An 18,548-nucleotide genomic window follows, 5' to 3' on the forward strand; every position below is an offset into this window, starting at 1 on the left:
AAGTTTGTCAATTGAGTCAGTGGCCTTAAAAACAAAAAAGCGTTGCACCATGGCAACGCTTTTTTAGTATGTTCTCGTAACTCCATCTTAACCAACAAAGAAAGTTGATCCAGTGCAAGAAAAAATTCCAAGAAAAAATAATACTAATCTCAATATTTTGTTTTCAGGCACAGAAGGGATTTTCTGACCTGTATAAGGGGCATATATTATTTTATCAAGAATAAAAGCATATATATATCTATAAAAGTATACAAAGATGCCTAGGCATATTAACAACTTTTCAATTGGCTCGAAACCAATAACAAAAATCACTCCTAATGAGAACCAAATAACACCCAATAAAATRACTAACTTTTCTTTTAATAGCATAGTTAACGCTCTCTTATTTCGGTAAGCCCTATACTTTTGGGCTCTTGAAAGCACTGCATAAAGGGTTCTAGTTAGGTAACTTGTAGATGAACAATATACTTGTTTTAAACCTAAATTTATTCCTATTTTATCTGCTATTTATATAAGTTTGTCAATTGAGTCAGTGGCCTTAAAAACAAAAAAGCGTTGCACCATGGCAACGCTTTTTTACTATGTTCTCGTAACTCGTAACTCGTAACTCGTAACTCGTAACTCGTAACTCGTAACTCGTAACTCGTAACTCGTAACTATCAATTCTGCGCTAAATAGTCCAACACCACCTGATGATGGTCTTTGGTTTTGAACTTATCAAACACGTGTTTGATTTTACCGTCTTGGCCTACAAGGAAGCTAATACGATGAATTCCTTCGTATTCTTTACCCATAAACTTCTTGTAACCCCAAATACCAAAAGCATCAGCAATTGCGTGATCTTCGTCGGCTAGTAAATCAAAGTTAAGCTCTTTTTTGGTTTCAAAATTCTTTAAACGCTTGATTGGATCTGGGCTGATACCCACAACACGCGTGTTAAATTTAGCAAGCTCAGCTTTTTCATCACGTAAGTTCTCTGCTTGTACAGTACAACCTGGTGTTGACGCTTTAGGGTAGAAATAAACCAGTACTTGCTGCTCTTTTAAAAGATCAGCTAGCACGATAGTTTCATCATTCTGATTTTGTAAGCTAAAAGCAGGGGCTGTATCACCTGCTTGTAATGGATTAATTGTTTTCATGCTTTGCTCCTTAGCGAATGCGTCTGAAAATATAATCTACGTTCAAACTACGAGAAAGATCTTCAAAGCTCACTTTAAAGTTATCAATATCGACTTCAACAGGAATATTAAACTCGAGTTCGCAGCGCATTTTAAGCTCGTCATCTTCATCGTAAGTGTCTGACTTGAGAGAACAAATGCTGATGTTGTTATCAGCAAAAAAGCGCGTAACTTTACTTAATGTTCCTGGTGTATCAATACCTGTGTATTCGAGGGTGTAACCGGCACAAAATTCACATGCAACATGACTTGCTGTGCGTTTCATCATGGTTAAAAGGCCAAGCTCCATACCTTTAGTTGGCAATGTATGTTCAATACGGCTAATTGCCGACATATCACCTGCTAATAGCATGATAAAGGTAAATTCGTTGCCCAAAATAGCAATGCGACTGTCAATTATATTGCAATGGCAATCACTCACTAACTGAGTTAATTCGCTAACGATACCGGGTCTATCTTCGCCAATCGCAGTGAGCACTATCTGATGATTTGTAAAAGCAGTCATGGAATTTTAAATACCTAGTAAATAACAATACCAATGGATATAAGCTTAAATAAGCTTTGATTTCACGTGAGTTTAATACCGCACGGCGGCGAAGTTTAACATAATTTGCTCCGTTAACGATAGCGGCGATTAATTAAGCCGTGAATAAAGTGCGCTCTTTCTTGTTTTTAGGGGCATCAGAAAGTACCATAGTTAAAATTTTGCAAGGCGATAAGCAATCAAATACGTTACGCTAGCCCAATCTATTCGGGTTTTTTGCATAAAAACAATAAATGTAAAGTTAAAAGTGATTTTACAGTGAACCAAATCGGCATTACCCACTCATATATTTGTTAAAAAAATTAAGGGTTTGCTAAGGAGAAATATCTGTGCAGTATTGGATCTCAAAGGCGCTTGCTGTAAGCGTAATGGTAAGTTTAACAGGGTGCGGTGTTTTTACCGATGAAGCGCACCACAAACGCAATTATCGTGCTAACGAAGCGGTGAAAGCTCCAGCAGGATTAGCGCAACCAGCTCAAGATCCAACTTATAAAATGGATGTTGCGCAATACGACAACAATCCTGAAGCTAAAAACTATCGTCCGCCAGCGCAAGTAATTACCATTGCTCAAGGTACTTGGGTTGAAGAAGGTGACACAGAAGCACGTGTCTACTTTGATAAAAACGATGGTATCGAAGATTTAGATGTATTTATCTGGGACTCTATTAAAGCTGTTCTAGCAGAAAAAAATACCGCCGCTTTAAAAGAAGACAAAGCCTCAAATTCAATTGAAACAGGTTGGTATGCCATTATTAAACCTGAAGAAGGTTGGTTCTGGGAAACTGAAACTGAAGTATCACAGCAGCGCTTTATCTTCACAATTGAAGAAAAGTCGCATCAGCGTACAGCTTCGTTAACTTCTAAGCTTGCTGATTATAAAAGTGACTCAGTACCGTTAACACCATTACTACAACAACAGCTTGAAGTTCGTGCATTAAACCAAGTGATTGCTGAGTTTGATTATCGTTACCGTCAACTTGAAGTTGATATGCGTAAAAAACAAGGCATTATTTCATTAGAAATGGGCTTTGATAACAAAGGTAATGCGGCATTGGTTACAGAGCAAGATTACAACATGGTGTTTGATCGTTTCTCAGGTTTCTTAGAGCGCTTATCTTTCACTATCGTAGAGATTGACCAAGAGCGTGGTTTGATCACGGCTGATTACAAAAAGCCTGAGTCAAGCGTATGGGATTCAATTTGGGGCGAAGAATTATCTGAACTTCCGATTGAAGATGGCCAATACCAAATTCTTGTTAGCCGCACCAATGATGGCGGCACAAGTTTAACTTGGATGGACTCTGAAGGTTCGACATTAGAGCCTGGTACAATGAATGACCTCCAGCAAGCATTAGAAAATGCACTGCGTCAGCGCGGTATCAATATTTAATAATTAAAAAAGTCAAAACCACCACAAAAAGAGCTTAGCCGCTCTTTTTGTGGTTTTTACAGGTTGAAAATATGTCTAACTTAAACACAGCAAATCGCAGTGACTTGCGAACCTTGTTTACCTTTTTCGTTCCTTCACTTATAGGTGTCTTCTTGTTTATGACGCCGGTACCCATAGGTGAAGCAATGACCATTCCGATTGCTGTTATGGCAAAAGCAGTGCAAGAGTGGATTGGCCCATTTGCACTGGGGTTAATTACCAGCATTGTTTGTATCACCGGTATTTTATCTTTAGTGATAAAGTTGTTTAAACCGCAGCCATTACTTAAGTTCTTTATAATTAAACATTTATTTGATGTTAGTTGGCTGTGGCTGAGTGTTCGATTACTGGGTATGGTTTTTATCGTTCTGACCTACACTAAACAAGGGCCAGAAATGATTATTTCCGGTAATACCGGTGCACTGGTGTTAAACGACTTGTTGCCAGTATTGTTTTCTGTGTTTGTTTTAGCGGGCTTACTATTACCATTATTATTAAACTTCGGCTTGTTAGAGCTAGTCGGTACCTTATTAACTAAAGTTATGCGCCCACTTTTTGGTGTGCCAGGCCGAAGTGCGGTTAACTGTGTAGCATCTTGGTTAGGTGATGGCAGTGTGGGTATTTTGATGACCGCTCGTCAGTATGAAGATAAACATTATACGCAGCGCGAAGCGGCCATTATTGGTACCACTTTCTCAGCTGTATCAATTACCTTTTGTTTAGTTGTGATTGGTCAAGTAAAGCTTGAGCACCTTTTTGCACCGTTTTACTTAACAGTGTGTTTAGCTGGTTTAGCCGCAGCGCTAATTGTGCCTCGTTTACCACCGCTACGCTTTAAAAAAGATCTCTATGTAGATGGAACAGAGCCTGATAAAGACGCAGAGTCAGTGCCTGAAGGTAAAACATTAGTTTCTCATTCACTTGATGTGGCGCTTGCTAAAGCACGCACTGCACCGGGCTTTGCTGGTACAGTAAAAGAAGGCTTACATAACGCATTTGATATGGTATTTGCAGTATTACCTGTGGTTATGGCTGTAGGCACATTTGCCTTGATTATTGCTGAATATACGCCAATTTTTGAGTATATGGGCAAGCCGTTTGTACCATTCTTAGAGCTATTACAAGTACCAGAAGCTGAAGCTGCCGCACAAACAATTATGGTTGGCTTTGCTGATATGTTTATTCCGTCGATTCTTGCCGCTGGTAGTATCGAAAGTGATGTAACACGCTTTATCGTTGCTGCAATGAGTGTGACGCAATTGATTTATATGTCGGAAGTAGGTGCACTGCTTTTAGGTAGCAAAATCCCGGTTAATATTATCGAGTTGTTCTTCATCTTTATTTTAAGAACCTTAGTAACATTACCGGTGATTGTCTTAATGGCACATTGGTTAGTGTAAACTAAGCTGAAGTCTATAAAAGAAAAGCCCTGATTATTCATCAGGGCTTTTTTTATCTTCATTAACATCGCTTTTAGGCACTTTGAAGTCCATTTTTGCTGCATGTTTTAGCAACATAAGGTTACCAATTACTACACCAAATACGGCAACAACAATGGCTATAATTTGCCAAGTTTCCATCTTGAAATCCTGCCGATATACACAGCGATATAGTAGCACTTAAAATCGTCTTGCATAAGACAGTGAAATAAAATCAAGGCCAGGGTTAGGGCTTTTGAACCCCGCATTTGAGTAATGTAAATACCTAAGAGCTAAGGTTGAGTCTTCACCTAGGTCTGCAACCAAACCCAACCTATCCTCAAACTGATAGTGAGTACTAACGTTTTTACCTGCAAAATGGGTGTCATCTAACAGTGAAACCCCGATCCCAAACTCCACATAAACAGGCATGTTTTTCACATTAAATACAGGGTATTGGATCACCGGAGACATAGCTAACACGATATTAGTTTGATGTTTGTTGTCTTTGCCATACTGCCAAATATTAAAACTAGACTCGAAGTACAAACGGGCGTGTTGAAAGGGCAGCTTTTCATTGGGTATATGGTACTGGTAGGCCAGTTTTAAGCCTTTTACATCCCCTTCACCTTGAATGTAATCAACGGCATAGCCATGGTTTGAAGCAGCATAAGTTGGTGTTGCTAGTAGGGCGGCTACACTTAACATAAGTGCTTTTAGTGGGTGTTTTAGTTTCATCTCGGTACTTCTGATTATGACTGTGAGCAAGTAGATAAGGGCGGAGGTAAGAACTTTTCAATGTGCGTAAAAACACAGAAGCTGTGCACATTCTCATATTTTTTAGCAATTAACTGAAAACTATGGGAAAAATCGATTGGTGCTTAAATGGCATTAAAACGGTGTCGGATTGTTTCTTTTTTTATGGATTTAATATCGGTATATTAGCGAAAATTTTCGTTGAGAGGTGAACACGATGACCAAACTAGTTAACTCATTTTTGCTTATAGCTGCGCTTTTTACTGCAACTGCTTTTGCCAGTGAAGACCGCTCGCCTAAGCAACTATTAGAATCAGTCACAGCAGATTTATTTGTTGATATCGCAAATGTAAATGCAAAAGGCGATGCAAGCTCAGAAGCAATGGCGAACATTGTAGAAAAACGCTTATTGCCGCACATGGATATTAAGTTTGTATCGTATAAGCTTTTAGGTAAGCACATTAAAGGCCTACGCCGTGACCAAGCCGTTGATTTTATTGCTGCGGTTGAGCATTACTTAACAGTAACTTATGCCGGCGCACTAATGAAATACACAGGCCAAAAAGTTATTTTTGATCAATCACAACTCATCGACGATGGTTATGCAACAGTTAAAACGCAAATTGTTGATGACAATGCTCCAGCCATCGATTTGCACTTTAAATTACGCCAAGGCAAAGATAAGCAGTGGAAAGTATACGATATTGTTGCTGAAGGCATTTCACTGTTAAGCGCGAAGCAAAAAGAAGTTTTACAGCGCATCAGCCAAGTTGGCATTGATGAAGTGACACACGAATTAGCAAGTAAGTAAGTTATCTTAAAGCTCGATTACCTTCACCTCATCGAGCATTTTAGCTACTTTCAGTCTCCAACCAAGCAGTGAGTACCGTCCATGTGCCGCTGCTTTTCTATTTTCTTTAAAAATCACCTACTTTGCGCTAGCACCTGTAACCCTCTGTGGTAGAATCATGCTACTTTTCTTGTTTACCAAAGTATCTGTTCAGATACTGTGTTATTGGTCGCAATATTAAGCAAACTGTCAGTTAAATTTTGCTATAACTAGTTGCTTAATAAGACATCGAATAATGTGCAGCGGAGTTGTGTTTTTTTAATGGAAAATGTACTGATTTGGCCAAAGGAATACCCGTTACTAATCAAAGGATTAGCTGAGCAAAACGGGGCCTATATTTTAGATGCTTTAGAAGCTTGGCCGGCATGTCGTTCTACTAATGAAGATGACGGTGTGTGTACGACGGTTCTTCCGCCTATTTACTACCTTACTTGGTTGACTCCTCTTGAACCGTTTGAAGAGTGTTATTTCCAACATATTTCTGAGTTTGATGAAGCTGCGTTGCATTATATTAATGCTATGAAAACGCATTTCTTAGAAAACGATTATACCCCTGAAAGTCTTGTTTTAATGTTATGCCAGCGCTTAGAGAAGTACGCTAGCGCATTTGCTCAATCGGCCGTTAAAACCCCTATAACTCTCATCCATCAGTTATTCAATCGTCGCTATTTTACTGTGATTGAGCATGTACTTAATCACGGTGCGAAAATGTCTGCGGACGATGTATTAGAGCTGTGGACCGAAGTTGACTTTAGAGAGCGTTTTAGTGGTTTTATTCCAGATTCTGTGGCTGATCTTGAGCCATTAACAGCGCTTGCGGCTGAAAAAGTTGCTCACGGTGAAGATTACTTCACCTTACTAAAACTTGTATCACCTGATGTTGATTCAGCATCGTTACTTGAACAAGCTTTACTTGCCCACTTAAGCCACGAAAATGCTAAACAAACCATGGCAAAGCGTTTCATTGAGCAAGGCGCAACAGGTGCTTTAGCTGACGAAAACGGTAAAACAGCGTTTATGTGGGCTACTGAAAAAGGCTATGTGAATGTTGTTGAGACAATACTTGAACATCAAGATAAGAAGGCCCAAGACAACAAAGGGAATACAGCATTACATTACGCTGTATTAGCCGAGAATGGACCTTTACTGGTGTTGCTTTTAAAAGCGGGCTATGACTTTAGAGTCCGTAACAACGACGGTCTAAGTTGCTACCGACTAGCAGTTAGCATTAAAGCGGATAACTTAGTAAAGTGCCTTGAGCATGACTTTGGCATTAAGGAACTTTCGCCAGAAGGGCAGTTTGATCGCGTTAAAAAAGTGCACTTACTACATGCGATTGTAACTGTGTTACTACCTGTGCAGCTGTTCTTCTTTTTTGACGATAGCATTGCTATTAAAAGTGAGTTAACGCTGAGCTTTACGTTGGTTTCGATCTTATGCTTTTTCTTTGCCACAAGCTTGAAACGCTGTGCGCTTTACCCGCATATTCGCCATCCATGGGGGCTGTTTATTTTAAGGCTGTTCTCATTATTTAGCTTAATTGGCCAAGTGGGTCTGGCAAGTATTGTCGCACTAGCCACCTTAGCAGAGTTGGTGTGAACGCATAAAAACTATATAAAGTGACATGAAAAAAACGGCAACCTAGATTGCCGTTTTTGTTTCATTTTTTGATAAACGAATCGGTATTATTTATCGTGTTCATGAGCGGCTTTTTCTTCGGCCAGCTCTTCTTTTAATTTGCGTATCTTAAGGCCAAGCTCTTGTCCGCGATGGCGAGCATAATAAGTGCAGCCAATAAACATCAGACTCGCAAAGATTAACTCAAGTAATACCCAAATTAGCTGTTCTTGTGCGACCCACAGTAATGTAAAACCATGGATGAAATAGAACATCACGATAAAGTTCGCCCAAGCGTAGGTATAAGGCTTATCTTGAATAATGCCCTTAAGCGGTAACAGTAGAGGCAGTATATAAACAACAAAGATAAAGGCGTTACTGTGGCCTTCTCTTGGGGCAATTAAAAACAGCCAAATTGGCATTAAAACTAATAAGCCGATATAACCAATCAGTGCAAAACGTTGGAATCGTTTTGTAATTGGTTTTTTGGCAACAGGCTGATTTAGCTCAGGTTCCAAGCTCATTTTAATTTACTCGCAATCAGTGCTAAGCGTTTTCCAACGCTTTGGCAAATTTTAATTTCGTCTTTACTTAACACATTGCTGTTATTGCTACCGGCCACATGACTCGCGCCGTACGGCGTACCGCCGGTTTCAGTTGCTAATAACTCAGGTACCTCATAAGGCACGCCAAGCAACATCATGCCGTGATGTAACAACGGCAGTGATAGATTCAACAAGGTAGCTTCGTTACCACCGTGCATACTGCTTGATGACGAAAAAACGCAAGCAGGTTTATCTATCAGCTGACCTTTAAGCCACAGATCACTGGTGGTCTCCCAAAAGCTCTTAGCTTGTGAGGCCATCATGCCAAATCGAGTAGGGGTGCCAAAGGCTAAGCCATCACAATTAATTAGATCATCTTTGCTGATCACAATATCGTGTGGCTGGCGCTTAACAAACGTGCGCAATAAGGCAGTTGCACCGTGTTGCTCAATCGACTCGGCTATCTCATGTGCCATTGCTTCTACAGAGCCATGGCTTGAGTGGTATAGCACAACAATGTTTATAGCCATTAAAGTACGCTTAATACGTTTTCTGGTGGACGACCTAGAGCAGCTTTGCCGTTATTTTCAACAATTGGGCGCTCGATTAGTTTTGGATTGGCAGCCATTGCAGCAATTAATTTGTCTTCGTTTTGTTCGTTTTTAAGCTCAAGCTCTTTGTAGATGTCTTCTTTAGTACGCATTAATTCACGCGCTGAAGTAAAGCCCAGTTGGCTAATTAAAGTCGAGATTTGTTGTTCGTTAAGCGGTGTTTTTAGGTATTCAACAACACTTGGTTGTACGTTATTACTTTCTAATAGGGCAAGTGTTTCACGCGATTTTGAACAACGTGGATTATGATAAATAGTCACAGACATAGTGTGTTCTCACATTTAATAATTTGGCTTATTTTAGGGCAAGCGCCGCGAGACTTAAAGTCTCGCAAGCTCTTTTTGTAATTGGCGGTATTGTGTAAGTAGGGCTTTTAAACGTTGTTGTTTAACTAGCTCTTCAGGCTCAACAAAGTTTAGTGCTTTTTGAATTTCATCAGCTGCTTTTAAATAAGCGCCATATTGGGCAAGCACATCGGCATGCGCTTCATGGTAGGAAGCCATATTTTCTTGCTTTTTATAGACATCAGCAATGAGCTCTTTGGCAAGATTGTTCTCAGGTTTTGCTAATAAATAAGATTTTAAGATACGTTCAGCAAGGTCAAATTGTTTAGCTTCAATAGCGGCATTTGCATAGTTTAAGGCAATCACCTGATTGTTAGGTCTATCGATATCTAGCTTAGCTAAAAACTCTACTGCTTCATTCGCTTTACCTTGCGCAATGAGTAAGTCTGTGTGGGTATCAATATAAAATAAGTTCTTTGGATCTTGCTCAAGCAATGGATTCAAAATGCTGGCTGCTTCATCAAGTTTTTTTTGGTCCAACAAGCTAATACCCAAGCCATATTTAAGTGCAGTGTCGTTATGAACGGTATTTTCACGCATTAATTTACGAAATAAATCTTCTGCAGCTTTTGACTTTTGCTGATATCGAGCAATTACACGGCTCTTAGCTAGGTTAAACTCTAGGCTATCGGAGTAGTGTCGTTTTGGATACTGCTCGGCACGTAAGCGTACATCAGAAACACGGCTTTCAGGCAATGGGTGAGTTAGCAAAAAGGCTGGCGGCTTATACTTGTAGCGAATTTGTGCAGCAAGTTTAGTTAAAAACTCACTCGATTGGCGAGGATCAAACCCTGCATTATTTAAGGTCTGCATACCAATACGGTCTGCCTCTTGTTCTGCAGCACGACTATGAGTTAATTGACTAAACGCCGCTTGTGTCTGGTTTGCTGAGATAATTGCAATACCAGCGTCAGGTGCAACAACGGTAGCTAAAATACCCGCAATCATACCTGCTATAGTTAACGCGCTGTTATCTTGCTGCTGTTGAATACGGCGGGCTAAATGGCGCTGTGTTACGTGAGCTATCTCGTGCCCAAGTACAGAGGCAAATTGGCTTTCGTTATCGGCTTGTGCGATAAGACCCGTATGCACACCCACATGGCCACCATAAAAGGCAAAAGCATTAATTTCAGCGTTGTTTAACCAGAAAAATGAAAATGGGAAACGCACATCGTTGGCGTTTGCGACTAAACGACGGCCCAAAGTGGTCAGGTACTCATCAAGAACAGGATCACTTACAACGGGTGATGAGCCACGAATTTGCATCATCATCACTTCACCGATCGCTTGCTCTTTTTCAATCGGCAAAGCCTGTAAAGCTGAGGTCCCTAAATCGGGCAGCTTAAAGTTTGTTTGTGCCTTCAACGGCTCACTATGCAGTATTGAAAACGTCAGTAATGCACTGCACAGTGTAATAAAGGCTGATTTTAGTCGCATCTTATTCCTTGTTGATTTGCTCACCTAACATGACTTTTGCTAAGTCTATTTCGTCGCTGCATGCTCGGCTGTCTTTTTCGCACAATTGATAGAAATCTTTTATTGTGACTCCATCTAGCTTAACAACGTTCAACTCTCGTTGTAAAAAAGTTATGATTTTATGCGCTACTTTATGGGCATGAAGAATTAAAGCTTTGTCAGCTTTATCGCCTCTTTCAAAGTAAAAAGCGATGAATTTATGAAGCTGGTTAAAGCGAATAAGGTTTTTCATGGTGTGCGGGTCCCACACCTTAAACTCCATAAAGCGATTGTCTTTGATGTATTGGTCTACCATAACATCTTTAGCATAAGGGTAGGCCCATAATTCGAAACCTCGGTCCGTAAAGCTTTGATGCAAAGCAATGCGCGGTTTTTGCTTACAAACAATTTCGCCCATGTCGGTTTCATGACCACCTAATAAATCAAGGTTCCAGTTGCGTGGATCAATTAATTGTTTAATGGCATTATCAAAACCGTGGTCTAAAATCCCTTCAGATTCGCTAACCGATGATGCCACCATATGATAAAAAGGCGGCAGCTCGCCCCAGTTTATTTGTTTTTTATACCAGTTTATCTCTTTAAGAGTTGGATTCGCAGGTAATTGCGCTTTATTATGCGAGCCAGGCATGGAGTTTCCTTTACTACCAGTTATAGATTAAGGATAAACTATTGTTTTGCGTGTTTTAAGAAAAAAATGAGTTGTTTCTCGTTATAAAGACTTATTTTCGCAAACGGCCTACACCTTATACTTATTATTCATATTAATAACGCAGTTGATTCGCTATGTTAACGGTTGATTTAAGAGGCTATAAGTGCCCTCAACAATTTATTCAGTTTAAATTAGGGTTGAATAAGGCAACATCAATTAAACAACCCGTGACTTTTACATTTAATGCTGCTGAGGCAACGGACGATATGCAGCGATTTTTAGAAAAACATCATTACCATTTTAAAATTGACCTAGAATTAGGTGTACTAACTGTGGAGCCCATTCGTGTTTGAGTATGTAAAAGCCTGGTACGAAAATAAATTTTCAGATCCCCATTCAGTAACCTTGTTGTTACTGCTTATTGCAACCTTTGCATTTTTCTACTTTTTTGGTTCGTTAATCGTGCCTGTTTTGGTTGCCTTGGTGATTGCCTATTTACTTGATTGGCCTGTTGCTCACTTAGAAAAGCTGGGTTTAAAGAGGTTTACCGCAACGATTCTTGTTATGTTGATATTCAGTGGCTTGATGATCATGATTATTGTCGGCATGGGGCCCGTGCTTTGGCAGCAAACCAGCAATCTAGTTCAAGAAACCCCTTACATGATTGAAAAAGGTAAAGCGCTGCTTTTACATCTTCCTGAAGATTACCCAAGTTTGATTACTGAAGATCAGGTTAAATCAATTGTTACCAGTGTAGAGACCAAAGCGATTGAGTTTGGTCAGTTGGTGCTATCGGTGTCATTAACTTCGATAAAAGATGTGGCAGCTTGGCTGATTTATCTGATCTTAGTGCCGCTCCTGGTGTTCTTTATGCTTAAAGATAAATTAGAACTCACACAAAGTGCCGAACGCTTATTGCCTAAGCAGCGCCGCTTGATCATTCAAGTATGGCAAGAAATGAATCAGCAAATCATGAATTATATTCGCGGTAAGGTATTTGAGATTTTAATTGTTGGTACAGCATCTTTTATTGCTTTTGCTGTGCTTGATCTTCGCTATGCGGCTTTACTCGGCGTGTTAGTTGGCTTATCTGTGCTTATTCCATTTGTAGGGGCGGCATTGGTGACTATTCCAGTTGCTGCGGTGGCGTTATTCCAGTTTGGTTTAGAAACACAATTTTGGACTATTTTAATCATCTATGGCGTGATCCAAGCACTTGATGGCAATGTGTTAGTGCCGTTACTGTTCTCTGAAGCGGTCGATTTAAACCCAGTGTTTATCATCGTTGCGGTATTGTTTTTTGGCGGTTTATGGGGCTTTTGGGGGGTGTTCTTCGCAATACCGCTGGCTTCATTAGTAAAAGCGCTTATAAATGCCTGGTCTTCTAAGCAGGTTGAGCTAATAGAGAGTTAGCTTAGTCTTAAAAAGTATAGAAAACGCACTTTACTGACTAATTGATTATTATAATTTAGCCGTGAAAAATGTAAAATAGGTTATAAGATATATCTTTTAGTAATATGGTGCGTTTTACATGGCAAATTTTTACCTTCCTGACGATGCTAATCAGCAAATTTATTTAGATGCGAATGCAACGACTCCTGTACTTCCTGAAATTGCCGATGTGGTTTCGCACACGATGCAAGTCTGTTTTGGTAATCCATCAAGCTCTCATATTACGGGTATTCAAGCAAAACACTTATTAGAACAAACGCGTAACAAAGCGCGTGAAGTCATTGGCGCAACCGATGGTGATATTTTATTTACCTCTGGTGCAACAGAAGGTATTCAAACGGCGGTTGTTTCTACGCTTATTGCTGCAAAAAATCACCAAATCGAAAACCCTGTATTACTTTATGGGGCAACTGAGCATAAAGCGGTGCCAAATACCCTAAAACATTGGAACAGCGTGCTTGATATAAACGCACAGGTATTAGCTATTCCAGTAGATAAAAACGGTATTTTAGACCTCGAGTTTATTCGTAAACATGCTGCGAATGCACTGATGATCTGTACTATGGCAGTAAACAACGAAACCGGTGTATTCCAAGATTTAAGCGCTATTGAGCAAGTCATTCGTAGTGAAAACAGCCATGTGGCTTGGATGGTTGACTGCGTACAAGCATTAGGTAAAACCAACTTAGCGCTAAGCCAAACAACCATTGATTACGCTCCATTCTCTGGCCATAAATTGTATGCCCCTAAAGGTATTGGCGTACTTTATATTCGTAAAGGCAGTGCGTATACACCATTTATTGCTGGTGGCGGCCAAGAAAGCGGGATGCGATCTGGTACAGAAAATTTACCGGGCATTGCCGGTTTAAATAAGTTGTTCTCGTTATTACTTGATAAACAAAACCAAACATTCAAGCCAATTGAGCAGCTACATGCTTTTCGCGAGCAATTATTAGCTGCATTAACAGACACCTTTGGCAGCATCACGTTCAATCACAGTTTTGAGCATTCAGTGCCAACAACATTAAACTTTGCTGTGAACGAATTAACCAGTAAAGAGGTGATGGATTTATTTGATGCGGCGGGTATCCGTGTTAGTGGCGGTTCTGCATGTAGCTCAGGCGCAAATCGTAGTTTTGTTTTAGATGCGATGGGAGCCAGTGATTGGCAAAGTGAAAACGCGATACGTATGTCGTTTGGCCCAGCTGTTAACCAACAAGAGATTGACTTTGCTTGCGATAAAATCCGTTCTTTAAAGCCGATTCTAGAAGCAAACTGCTTAGTTGTATCTGATAGTACATCGCCTCAACACGAAGTTTGTGCGATTGGCTTAACACAGCTACGTCATCAAGCCGCGTGCTGTTGGCTATATGTAGACAGCGATAAAAACGCAGTGGTGATTGATCCTATTATCGAGCTTATTCCGCGTATGGCGAAAATTGTCGCGACACAAGGTCTATCAGTAAAAGCGATTTTAGATACCCATAATCACCAAGAGCGTTTATCGGCTCGTTGTTTATTATCAAAAGAGCTCGCAAAACGTTTTGTTGCTAATGAAATAGATGAACTTGGCTGGCCTAAAGATTCAGCAACCATCGAATTAAGCGATGCACGCTTAACTAAAGTAGCGACACCGGGTCATAGTGACGATAGTGTTAGCTATTTATTGTCAGATACACAAAGCGGTGATATCAGCTATTGCTTCTGTGGTGATTTAATCCTACCAGGTGGCTTAGGTAACACAGCAATTAGCGGTGGCGATGCTGCGAAAATGGCTCAGTCATTAAAACAGCTTGCTATGGCAGTGCAAGATTCTACGGTAATTTGTTCAGGGCATGATTATCAGCAATGTTTTGCTATGGATTGGCATGCACAAAAGGCAACGACACCGTTATTAGCAAAACTATTAAGTGAACAAGTATCAGATGATGAGTTTGTTGAATTAAAGCAACAAGCTGATGAGCAAAAGCATACTGTAAGTCATTCTCTATGTGGCTATGTTGAAACACTTGAAAGTGCACCAATGAAACAGCTTGCTGCAAGTGATGCTAAAGTAATGCTAAACGATAAAGCCACTTACTTAATTGATACTCGCGAACCGTATGAACATGGTGCGAATAATTTGGCTGAGATATTCACAGTTGCTGATAGCAAAGTGATCAACATTCCACTGAGCCGTATGGCAAACGCTATCGTGCAAGGGCAGCTTGATAAAGACCATAGCTACATTTTGGTTTGCCGAAGTGGTAATCGTTCTAAACAAGCGGCAAATAATTTGTCGCAGTTAGGGTTTGAAAACGTTTATAACTTAAATGGCGGTTTAGCATTGCTTTAATAAGTAATATCAATTCAGTCATTAAAAAAGCCGCTATAGAGCGGCTTTTTCGTAACTTGTATAAACTAGGCCGTTGTAGGGCCTGAGCTTTCCCGTACCACTAATGAAGGGGTAAAGGTCGTGATGATGTCTTTATCTTGATTACGTGCACCACGGGTTTTTCTAAACAGTAAACGCGCTGCATGTTGCGAAATCACATCATTCGCCTGATGGGCTGTAGTGAGTTTAGGCCAAGTCTGACGAGAGAACGGTGAGTCCTCGAAGCCGGTGATTGATAACTGCTGTGGAATTTCAATTCCCATTAAGCGTGAGGCGAATAACGCGCCAGCTGCCATTTCATCGTTACCGCCAAGAAGGGCAGTTATGTTTTTCGGGTTATTCTCACCTAATAATGCTTTTGCACCTTCTACACCTGATTCGAAAGAATACTGGCCTTCGTAGATCAGCTCATCATTCATCGAGATGCTGTGATCTTTTAATGCAGCCTGGTAACCCTCTAAGCGTTCAGTTGTTGATTTATGCTCTTTGTCACCACATAAAAAACCAATGTTTTTGTGGCCAAGGGAGAGTAGGTGAGAAGTAATTTCGTACGCAGCGGCGTAGTCGTTCACATAGATACAAGTGTCTTGGTCTTCTTCTGTAGGGCGACCCGAGAGTACGCGTACATAATGGATGCCCATTTCATCAAGCATATCGATAATGCTATTTTGCTCTGACAGCGGTGGCGTTAATACAAGGCCTGCTAAGCGAGAGCGCTTGATCATGGTTTTAAAGTCTTCTTCCATGTTGCCATCAAGGTAGTTACATGGATGAATCACCAGCTCATAGCCTTCTTCTTTACAGCGCGACAACACACCATTTTGCATATCGATGACATAATAAGCATTCGGGTTGTCATAAACTAAACCAACAGTAAAAGACGATGTGCCTGCTAGGTTACGAGCTGCAAGGTTTGGTTGATAATTCAACGTGTTAACAGCGTCCATCACTATGTCGTACGTTTTTTTTCTGACCGATGGCTCTTTATTAATTACTCGCGATACGGTTTTCATTGAAACACCAGCGAGCTTGGCTACATCATTTATGGTTACTTTCATACTGTTACTTTATAGTTAGTTATATTTGTATTATAATAATATCGAAAAGTGTTCACCAGAGCGCTTTTTCTTAATAGGTACATTAATATTTAATATAAGTTGGTTAGTGTATCTAATGTTCTACCAAATTAGCAGTAAAATAATTGAGATAATTTTTATGATACCGGTGTCAAAAGAGAAAAATTGCGCTATTATCTCGACTATAAAATGTAAAAGTAGAACATTGACAGCGTTGTCATTTTAACTTAGTGTTAATTTTCATCGTATTTTTAATTGCTGTCTTTATTCAACATTAATAAAAAGATAGTTAAAAATCAGTTTGTTGCAAGTTTTGAGGGGATTATATATATGAGCAGCCGTTCGCAATTAGCTAGTTGGCAAGCACTATCTGAAAGTGCCAAGAAGATGAAACAAATTCATCTTAAAGATTTATTTGCCAAAGATAGCACGCGTTTCGAGCAATTCTCTGCTCAGATCCCAGGTGTATTATTCGATTACTCAAAACAACAAATTGATAAAACTGTTTTTGAACAATTAATTGCTTTAGCGAAAGAGTGCGATATCAGCGCATGGCGCGACAAGATGTTCAGTGGTGAGAAAATTAACATTACTGAAGACCGTGCTGTACTTCATACTGCTTTACGTAACCGCGCTAACACAGCTGTAATGGTTGATGGTGAAAACGTAACAGACGCTGTTAACGCTGAGCTTGCTAAAATGAAAGCCTTTGTTGGCAAAGTACGCAGTGGCGAGTGGTTAGGCTACACAGGTAAAGCTGTAAAAGATGTTGTTGCTATTGGTGTAGGTGGTTCAAACCTTGGTCCGCAAATGGCAACCGAAGCACTTGCTGCTTATGCTGACGACACATTAAATGTTCACTATGTATCAAATGTTGATGGTGTTCAAATTGCATCTGTTTTACAGGGGTTAGATGTTGAGACAACATTATTTGTTATCTCATCTAAAACATTTACAACCTCAGAAACCATGACTAACGCTAAATCGGCTGTTGAGTGGTTTTTACAAACAGCACAAGCGCAAGAACATATTGCTAAGCACTTTGTAGCTGTAAGCACCAATTTAGAAAAAACAGCGGCATTTGGTATTGCTGATGAAAACGTATTCACAATGTGGGATTGGGTAGGCGGTCGCTTTTCTTTATGGAGTGCGATAGGATTACCAATCGCCCTGTACCTAGGCTTCGACACGTTCGAAGAGATCCTAGAAGGTGCGTTTGAAATTGATGAGCATTTTAAAAATGCTGAATTTGAAAATAACGTACCATTGTTAATGGCGCTTTTAAGTGTTTGGAACACTAGCTTTTTAGGTTATACGGCACAAGCTATTTTACCGTATGACCAAGCACTACACATGTTACCTGCGTATTTACAGCAAGGTGAGATGGAAAGTAACGGTAAACACGTTACTTTTGCTGGTGAAACGGTTCCTTACACGACGGTTCCAATTATTTGGGGGATGACAGGTATTAATGGCCAACATGCTTTTTACCAATGTCTGCACCAAGGTAATGTAATTGTACCTGCTGACTTTATTGCCTCAATTGAGCCGCAAGTCAATGTTGGTAAGCACCATGATATTTTATTATCAAACTTCTTTGCACAAACCGAAGCGATGATGGCTGGTGTTGATGCAGAGCAAGTAACTGCAGATTTAACCGCAAAAGGTAAATCTGAAGCAGAAATTGCAGAATTATTGAATCATAAGATTCACCAAGGCAATCGCCCAACAACGTCAATGTTGTTAGATAAAGTTGATGCGAAAACGGTAGGACGTTTAATTGCGCTTTATGAGCACAAGATCTTCTGCCAAGGCATTATCTTAGAAATCTGTTCATTTGACCAATGGGGTGTAGAGCTAGGTAAGGGACTTGCCTCTAAAATTGAAGCTGAATTATTTGATGACGAAGTAAGTCATCCACACGACAGCTCAACCAACGGACTGATCGCTTACTATAAAACACATCGTAAGCAGTAATAGATTCGCAGCAACAGCTGCAAACCGAATACCTTTGAACGGGTAGCGCTGGAGTTCTTAGGGCCTGTATTTTTGTGAGAGGATTTACAGAGCCCCTAAGACTCATTTACTTCAGCCAACATAAGAATAATGAGTAAACTACTTACAACAAATTCAACAGGCTTTGTTAAAGGGATCATCTAACACAGCCAATCAACCAGATAACAACACGCACTGCCATACTGCATGAGTCGATTAACATGGCATTGCCA

Annotated in this window: 18 protein-coding genes; 8 read left to right on the top strand and 10 right to left on the bottom strand. The window is 40.1% G+C overall.

The genetic code is table 11. From position 1 onward, the window contains the following. Positions 1–659 precede the first annotated feature (659 nt). The gene (bcp, locus tag AOG26_RS16955) at positions 660–1,139 is read right to left on the bottom strand and encodes a thioredoxin-dependent thiol peroxidase (protein WP_054563594.1); all 480 of its coding nucleotides are present in this window, start codon (positions 1,137–1,139) and stop codon (positions 660–662) included. Positions 1,140–1,149: 10 nt separating this feature from the next. Next, positions 1,150–1,683: a glycine cleavage system protein R gene (locus tag AOG26_RS16960; RefSeq protein ID WP_054553746.1), complete on the bottom strand. Its 534-nt coding sequence runs from the start codon at positions 1,681–1,683 to the stop codon at positions 1,150–1,152. Positions 1,684–2,051: 368 nt separating this feature from the next. Between AOG26_RS16960 and bamC the strand changes: the two genes are divergently transcribed. Together bamC and AOG26_RS16970 are read left to right on the top strand one after the other, a co-directional pair. Beyond that, positions 2,052–3,113, top strand: a complete 1,062-nt coding sequence (bamC, locus tag AOG26_RS16965; RefSeq protein WP_054563595.1) for an outer membrane protein assembly factor BamC — start codon at positions 2,052–2,054, stop codon at positions 3,111–3,113. A gap of 71 nt (positions 3,114–3,184) precedes the next feature. Then, positions 3,185–4,552 (top strand): YjiH family protein, encoded by a 1,368-nt coding sequence (locus AOG26_RS16970; RefSeq protein WP_054563596.1) that lies wholly within the window; start codon positions 3,185–3,187, stop codon positions 4,550–4,552. 33 nt (positions 4,553–4,585) lie between these two features. Here AOG26_RS16970 and AOG26_RS20605 read toward each other — a convergent pair whose 3' ends face one another. After that, positions 4,586–4,732, bottom strand: a complete 147-nt coding sequence (locus AOG26_RS20605) for a DUF2897 family protein (protein WP_082401729.1) — start codon at positions 4,730–4,732, stop codon at positions 4,586–4,588. Between the two features lie 39 nt (positions 4,733–4,771). Next, entirely contained in the window at positions 4,772–5,308 is a 537-nt protein-coding gene (locus tag AOG26_RS16975; RefSeq protein WP_054563597.1) for an acyloxyacyl hydrolase, read from the bottom strand. A gap of 235 nt (positions 5,309–5,543) precedes the next feature. Here AOG26_RS16975 and AOG26_RS16980 point away from each other — a divergent pair, with 235 nt between their 5' ends. Together AOG26_RS16980 and AOG26_RS16985 are read left to right on the top strand one after the other, a co-directional pair. Continuing rightward, positions 5,544–6,137: an MlaC/ttg2D family ABC transporter substrate-binding protein gene (locus AOG26_RS16980; RefSeq protein WP_054563598.1), complete on the top strand. Its 594-nt coding sequence runs from the start codon at positions 5,544–5,546 to the stop codon at positions 6,135–6,137. Positions 6,138–6,437: 300 nt separating this feature from the next. Next, on the top strand, positions 6,438–7,775 hold the full coding sequence (locus tag AOG26_RS16985) for an ankyrin repeat domain-containing protein (RefSeq protein WP_054563599.1): 1,338 nt from the start codon (positions 6,438–6,440) through the stop codon (positions 7,773–7,775). An 86-nt stretch (positions 7,776–7,861) separates the two neighbouring features. On the opposite strand, the gene AOG26_RS16990 is transcribed toward AOG26_RS16985, so the two are convergent. Genes AOG26_RS16990 through AOG26_RS17010 form a run of 5 tightly spaced genes read right to left on the bottom strand, consistent with a single transcriptional unit; the run spans position 7,862 to position 11,397 of the window. Then, positions 7,862–8,317 (bottom strand): DUF2069 domain-containing protein, encoded by a 456-nt coding sequence (locus AOG26_RS16990; RefSeq protein WP_054563600.1) that lies wholly within the window; start codon positions 8,315–8,317, stop codon positions 7,862–7,864. Next, entirely contained in the window at positions 8,314–8,868 is a 555-nt protein-coding gene (wrbA, locus tag AOG26_RS16995) for an NAD(P)H:quinone oxidoreductase (protein WP_054563601.1), read from the bottom strand. Before wrbA ends, AOG26_RS16990 begins: the two co-directional genes overlap by 4 nt. After that, positions 8,868–9,215, bottom strand: a complete 348-nt coding sequence (arsC, locus tag AOG26_RS17000; protein ID WP_054563602.1) for an arsenate reductase (glutaredoxin) — start codon at positions 9,213–9,215, stop codon at positions 8,868–8,870. The genes wrbA and arsC overlap by 1 nt, the downstream gene beginning before the upstream one ends. A gap of 54 nt (positions 9,216–9,269) precedes the next feature. Further along, on the bottom strand, positions 9,270–10,730 hold the full coding sequence (locus tag AOG26_RS17005; protein WP_054563603.1) for a M48 family metalloprotease: 1,461 nt from the start codon (positions 10,728–10,730) through the stop codon (positions 9,270–9,272). A 1-nt stretch (position 10,731) separates the two neighbouring features. After that, on the bottom strand, positions 10,732–11,397 hold the full coding sequence (locus AOG26_RS17010; protein ID WP_054563604.1) for a hypothetical protein: 666 nt from the start codon (positions 11,395–11,397) through the stop codon (positions 10,732–10,734). Positions 11,398–11,552: 155 nt separating this feature from the next. Between AOG26_RS17010 and AOG26_RS17015 the strand changes: the two genes are divergently transcribed. From AOG26_RS17015 to AOG26_RS17025, 3 genes are all read left to right on the top strand, one after another. Beyond that, positions 11,553–11,771 (top strand): hypothetical protein, encoded by a 219-nt coding sequence (locus AOG26_RS17015; RefSeq protein WP_054563605.1) that lies wholly within the window; start codon positions 11,553–11,555, stop codon positions 11,769–11,771. Next, positions 11,764–12,831, top strand: a complete 1,068-nt coding sequence (locus AOG26_RS17020; protein WP_054563606.1) for an AI-2E family transporter — start codon at positions 11,764–11,766, stop codon at positions 12,829–12,831. The genes AOG26_RS17015 and AOG26_RS17020 overlap by 8 nt, the downstream gene beginning before the upstream one ends. 118 nt (positions 12,832–12,949) lie before the next feature. Beyond that, positions 12,950–15,205 carry an aminotransferase class V-fold PLP-dependent enzyme gene (locus AOG26_RS17025; protein WP_054563607.1) on the top strand — a complete coding sequence of 752 codons (2,256 nt, stop codon included), beginning with the start codon at positions 12,950–12,952 and terminating at the stop codon, positions 15,203–15,205. A gap of 65 nt (positions 15,206–15,270) precedes the next feature. Here the strand turns inward: AOG26_RS17025 and AOG26_RS17030 are convergent, their stop codons facing one another. Next, positions 15,271–16,302: a LacI family DNA-binding transcriptional regulator gene (locus AOG26_RS17030; RefSeq protein ID WP_054563608.1), complete on the bottom strand. Its 1,032-nt coding sequence runs from the start codon at positions 16,300–16,302 to the stop codon at positions 15,271–15,273. Between the two features lie 348 nt (positions 16,303–16,650). On the opposite strand from AOG26_RS17030, the gene pgi reads away from it, so the two are divergent. Continuing rightward, positions 16,651–18,297, top strand: coding sequence for a glucose-6-phosphate isomerase (gene pgi, locus AOG26_RS17035; RefSeq protein ID WP_054563609.1), 1,647 nt, complete (start codon positions 16,651–16,653; stop codon positions 18,295–18,297). The last annotated feature ends 251 nt before the right edge of the window (positions 18,298–18,548 follow it).

The sequence above is a fragment of the Pseudoalteromonas sp. UCD-33C genome (assembly GCF_001306895.1).
Taxonomy (GTDB): Bacteria; Pseudomonadota; Gammaproteobacteria; order Enterobacterales; family Alteromonadaceae; genus Pseudoalteromonas.

Bases quoted from the DNA above. Each gene is read 5' to 3' on its own strand.
- wrbA (WP_054563601.1), bottom strand. From the start codon at position 8,868: ATGGCTATAAACATTGTTGTGCTATACCACTCAAGCCATGGCTCTGTA.
- AOG26_RS17025 (WP_054563607.1), top strand. From the start codon at position 12,950: ATGGCAAATTTTTACCTTCCTGACGATGCTAATCAGCAAATTTATTTA.
- AOG26_RS17030 (WP_054563608.1), bottom strand. From the start codon at position 16,302: ATGAAAGTAACCATAAATGATGTAGCCAAGCTCGCTGGTGTTTCAATG.
- AOG26_RS16980 (WP_054563598.1), top strand. From the start codon at position 5,544: ATGACCAAACTAGTTAACTCATTTTTGCTTATAGCTGCGCTTTTTACT.
- AOG26_RS20605 (WP_082401729.1), bottom strand. From the start codon at position 4,732: ATGGAAACTTGGCAAATTATAGCCATTGTTGTTGCCGTATTTGGTGTA.
- AOG26_RS17010 (WP_054563604.1), bottom strand. From the start codon at position 11,397: ATGCCTGGCTCGCATAATAAAGCGCAATTACCTGCGAATCCAACTCTT.
- AOG26_RS16960 (WP_054553746.1), bottom strand. From the start codon at position 1,683: ATGACTGCTTTTACAAATCATCAGATAGTGCTCACTGCGATTGGCGAA.
- arsC (WP_054563602.1), bottom strand. From the start codon at position 9,215: ATGTCTGTGACTATTTATCATAATCCACGTTGTTCAAAATCGCGTGAA.
- AOG26_RS16975 (WP_054563597.1), bottom strand. From the start codon at position 5,308: ATGAAACTAAAACACCCACTAAAAGCACTTATGTTAAGTGTAGCCGCC.
- pgi (WP_054563609.1), top strand. From the start codon at position 16,651: ATGAGCAGCCGTTCGCAATTAGCTAGTTGGCAAGCACTATCTGAAAGT.
- bcp (WP_054563594.1), bottom strand. From the start codon at position 1,139: ATGAAAACAATTAATCCATTACAAGCAGGTGATACAGCCCCTGCTTTT.
- AOG26_RS17005 (WP_054563603.1), bottom strand. From the start codon at position 10,730: ATGCGACTAAAATCAGCCTTTATTACACTGTGCAGTGCATTACTGACG.
- AOG26_RS16990 (WP_054563600.1), bottom strand. From the start codon at position 8,317: ATGAGCTTGGAACCTGAGCTAAATCAGCCTGTTGCCAAAAAACCAATT.
- AOG26_RS17015 (WP_054563605.1), top strand. From the start codon at position 11,553: ATGTTAACGGTTGATTTAAGAGGCTATAAGTGCCCTCAACAATTTATT.
- AOG26_RS16985 (WP_054563599.1), top strand. From the start codon at position 6,438: ATGGAAAATGTACTGATTTGGCCAAAGGAATACCCGTTACTAATCAAA.
- AOG26_RS16970 (WP_054563596.1), top strand. From the start codon at position 3,185: ATGTCTAACTTAAACACAGCAAATCGCAGTGACTTGCGAACCTTGTTT.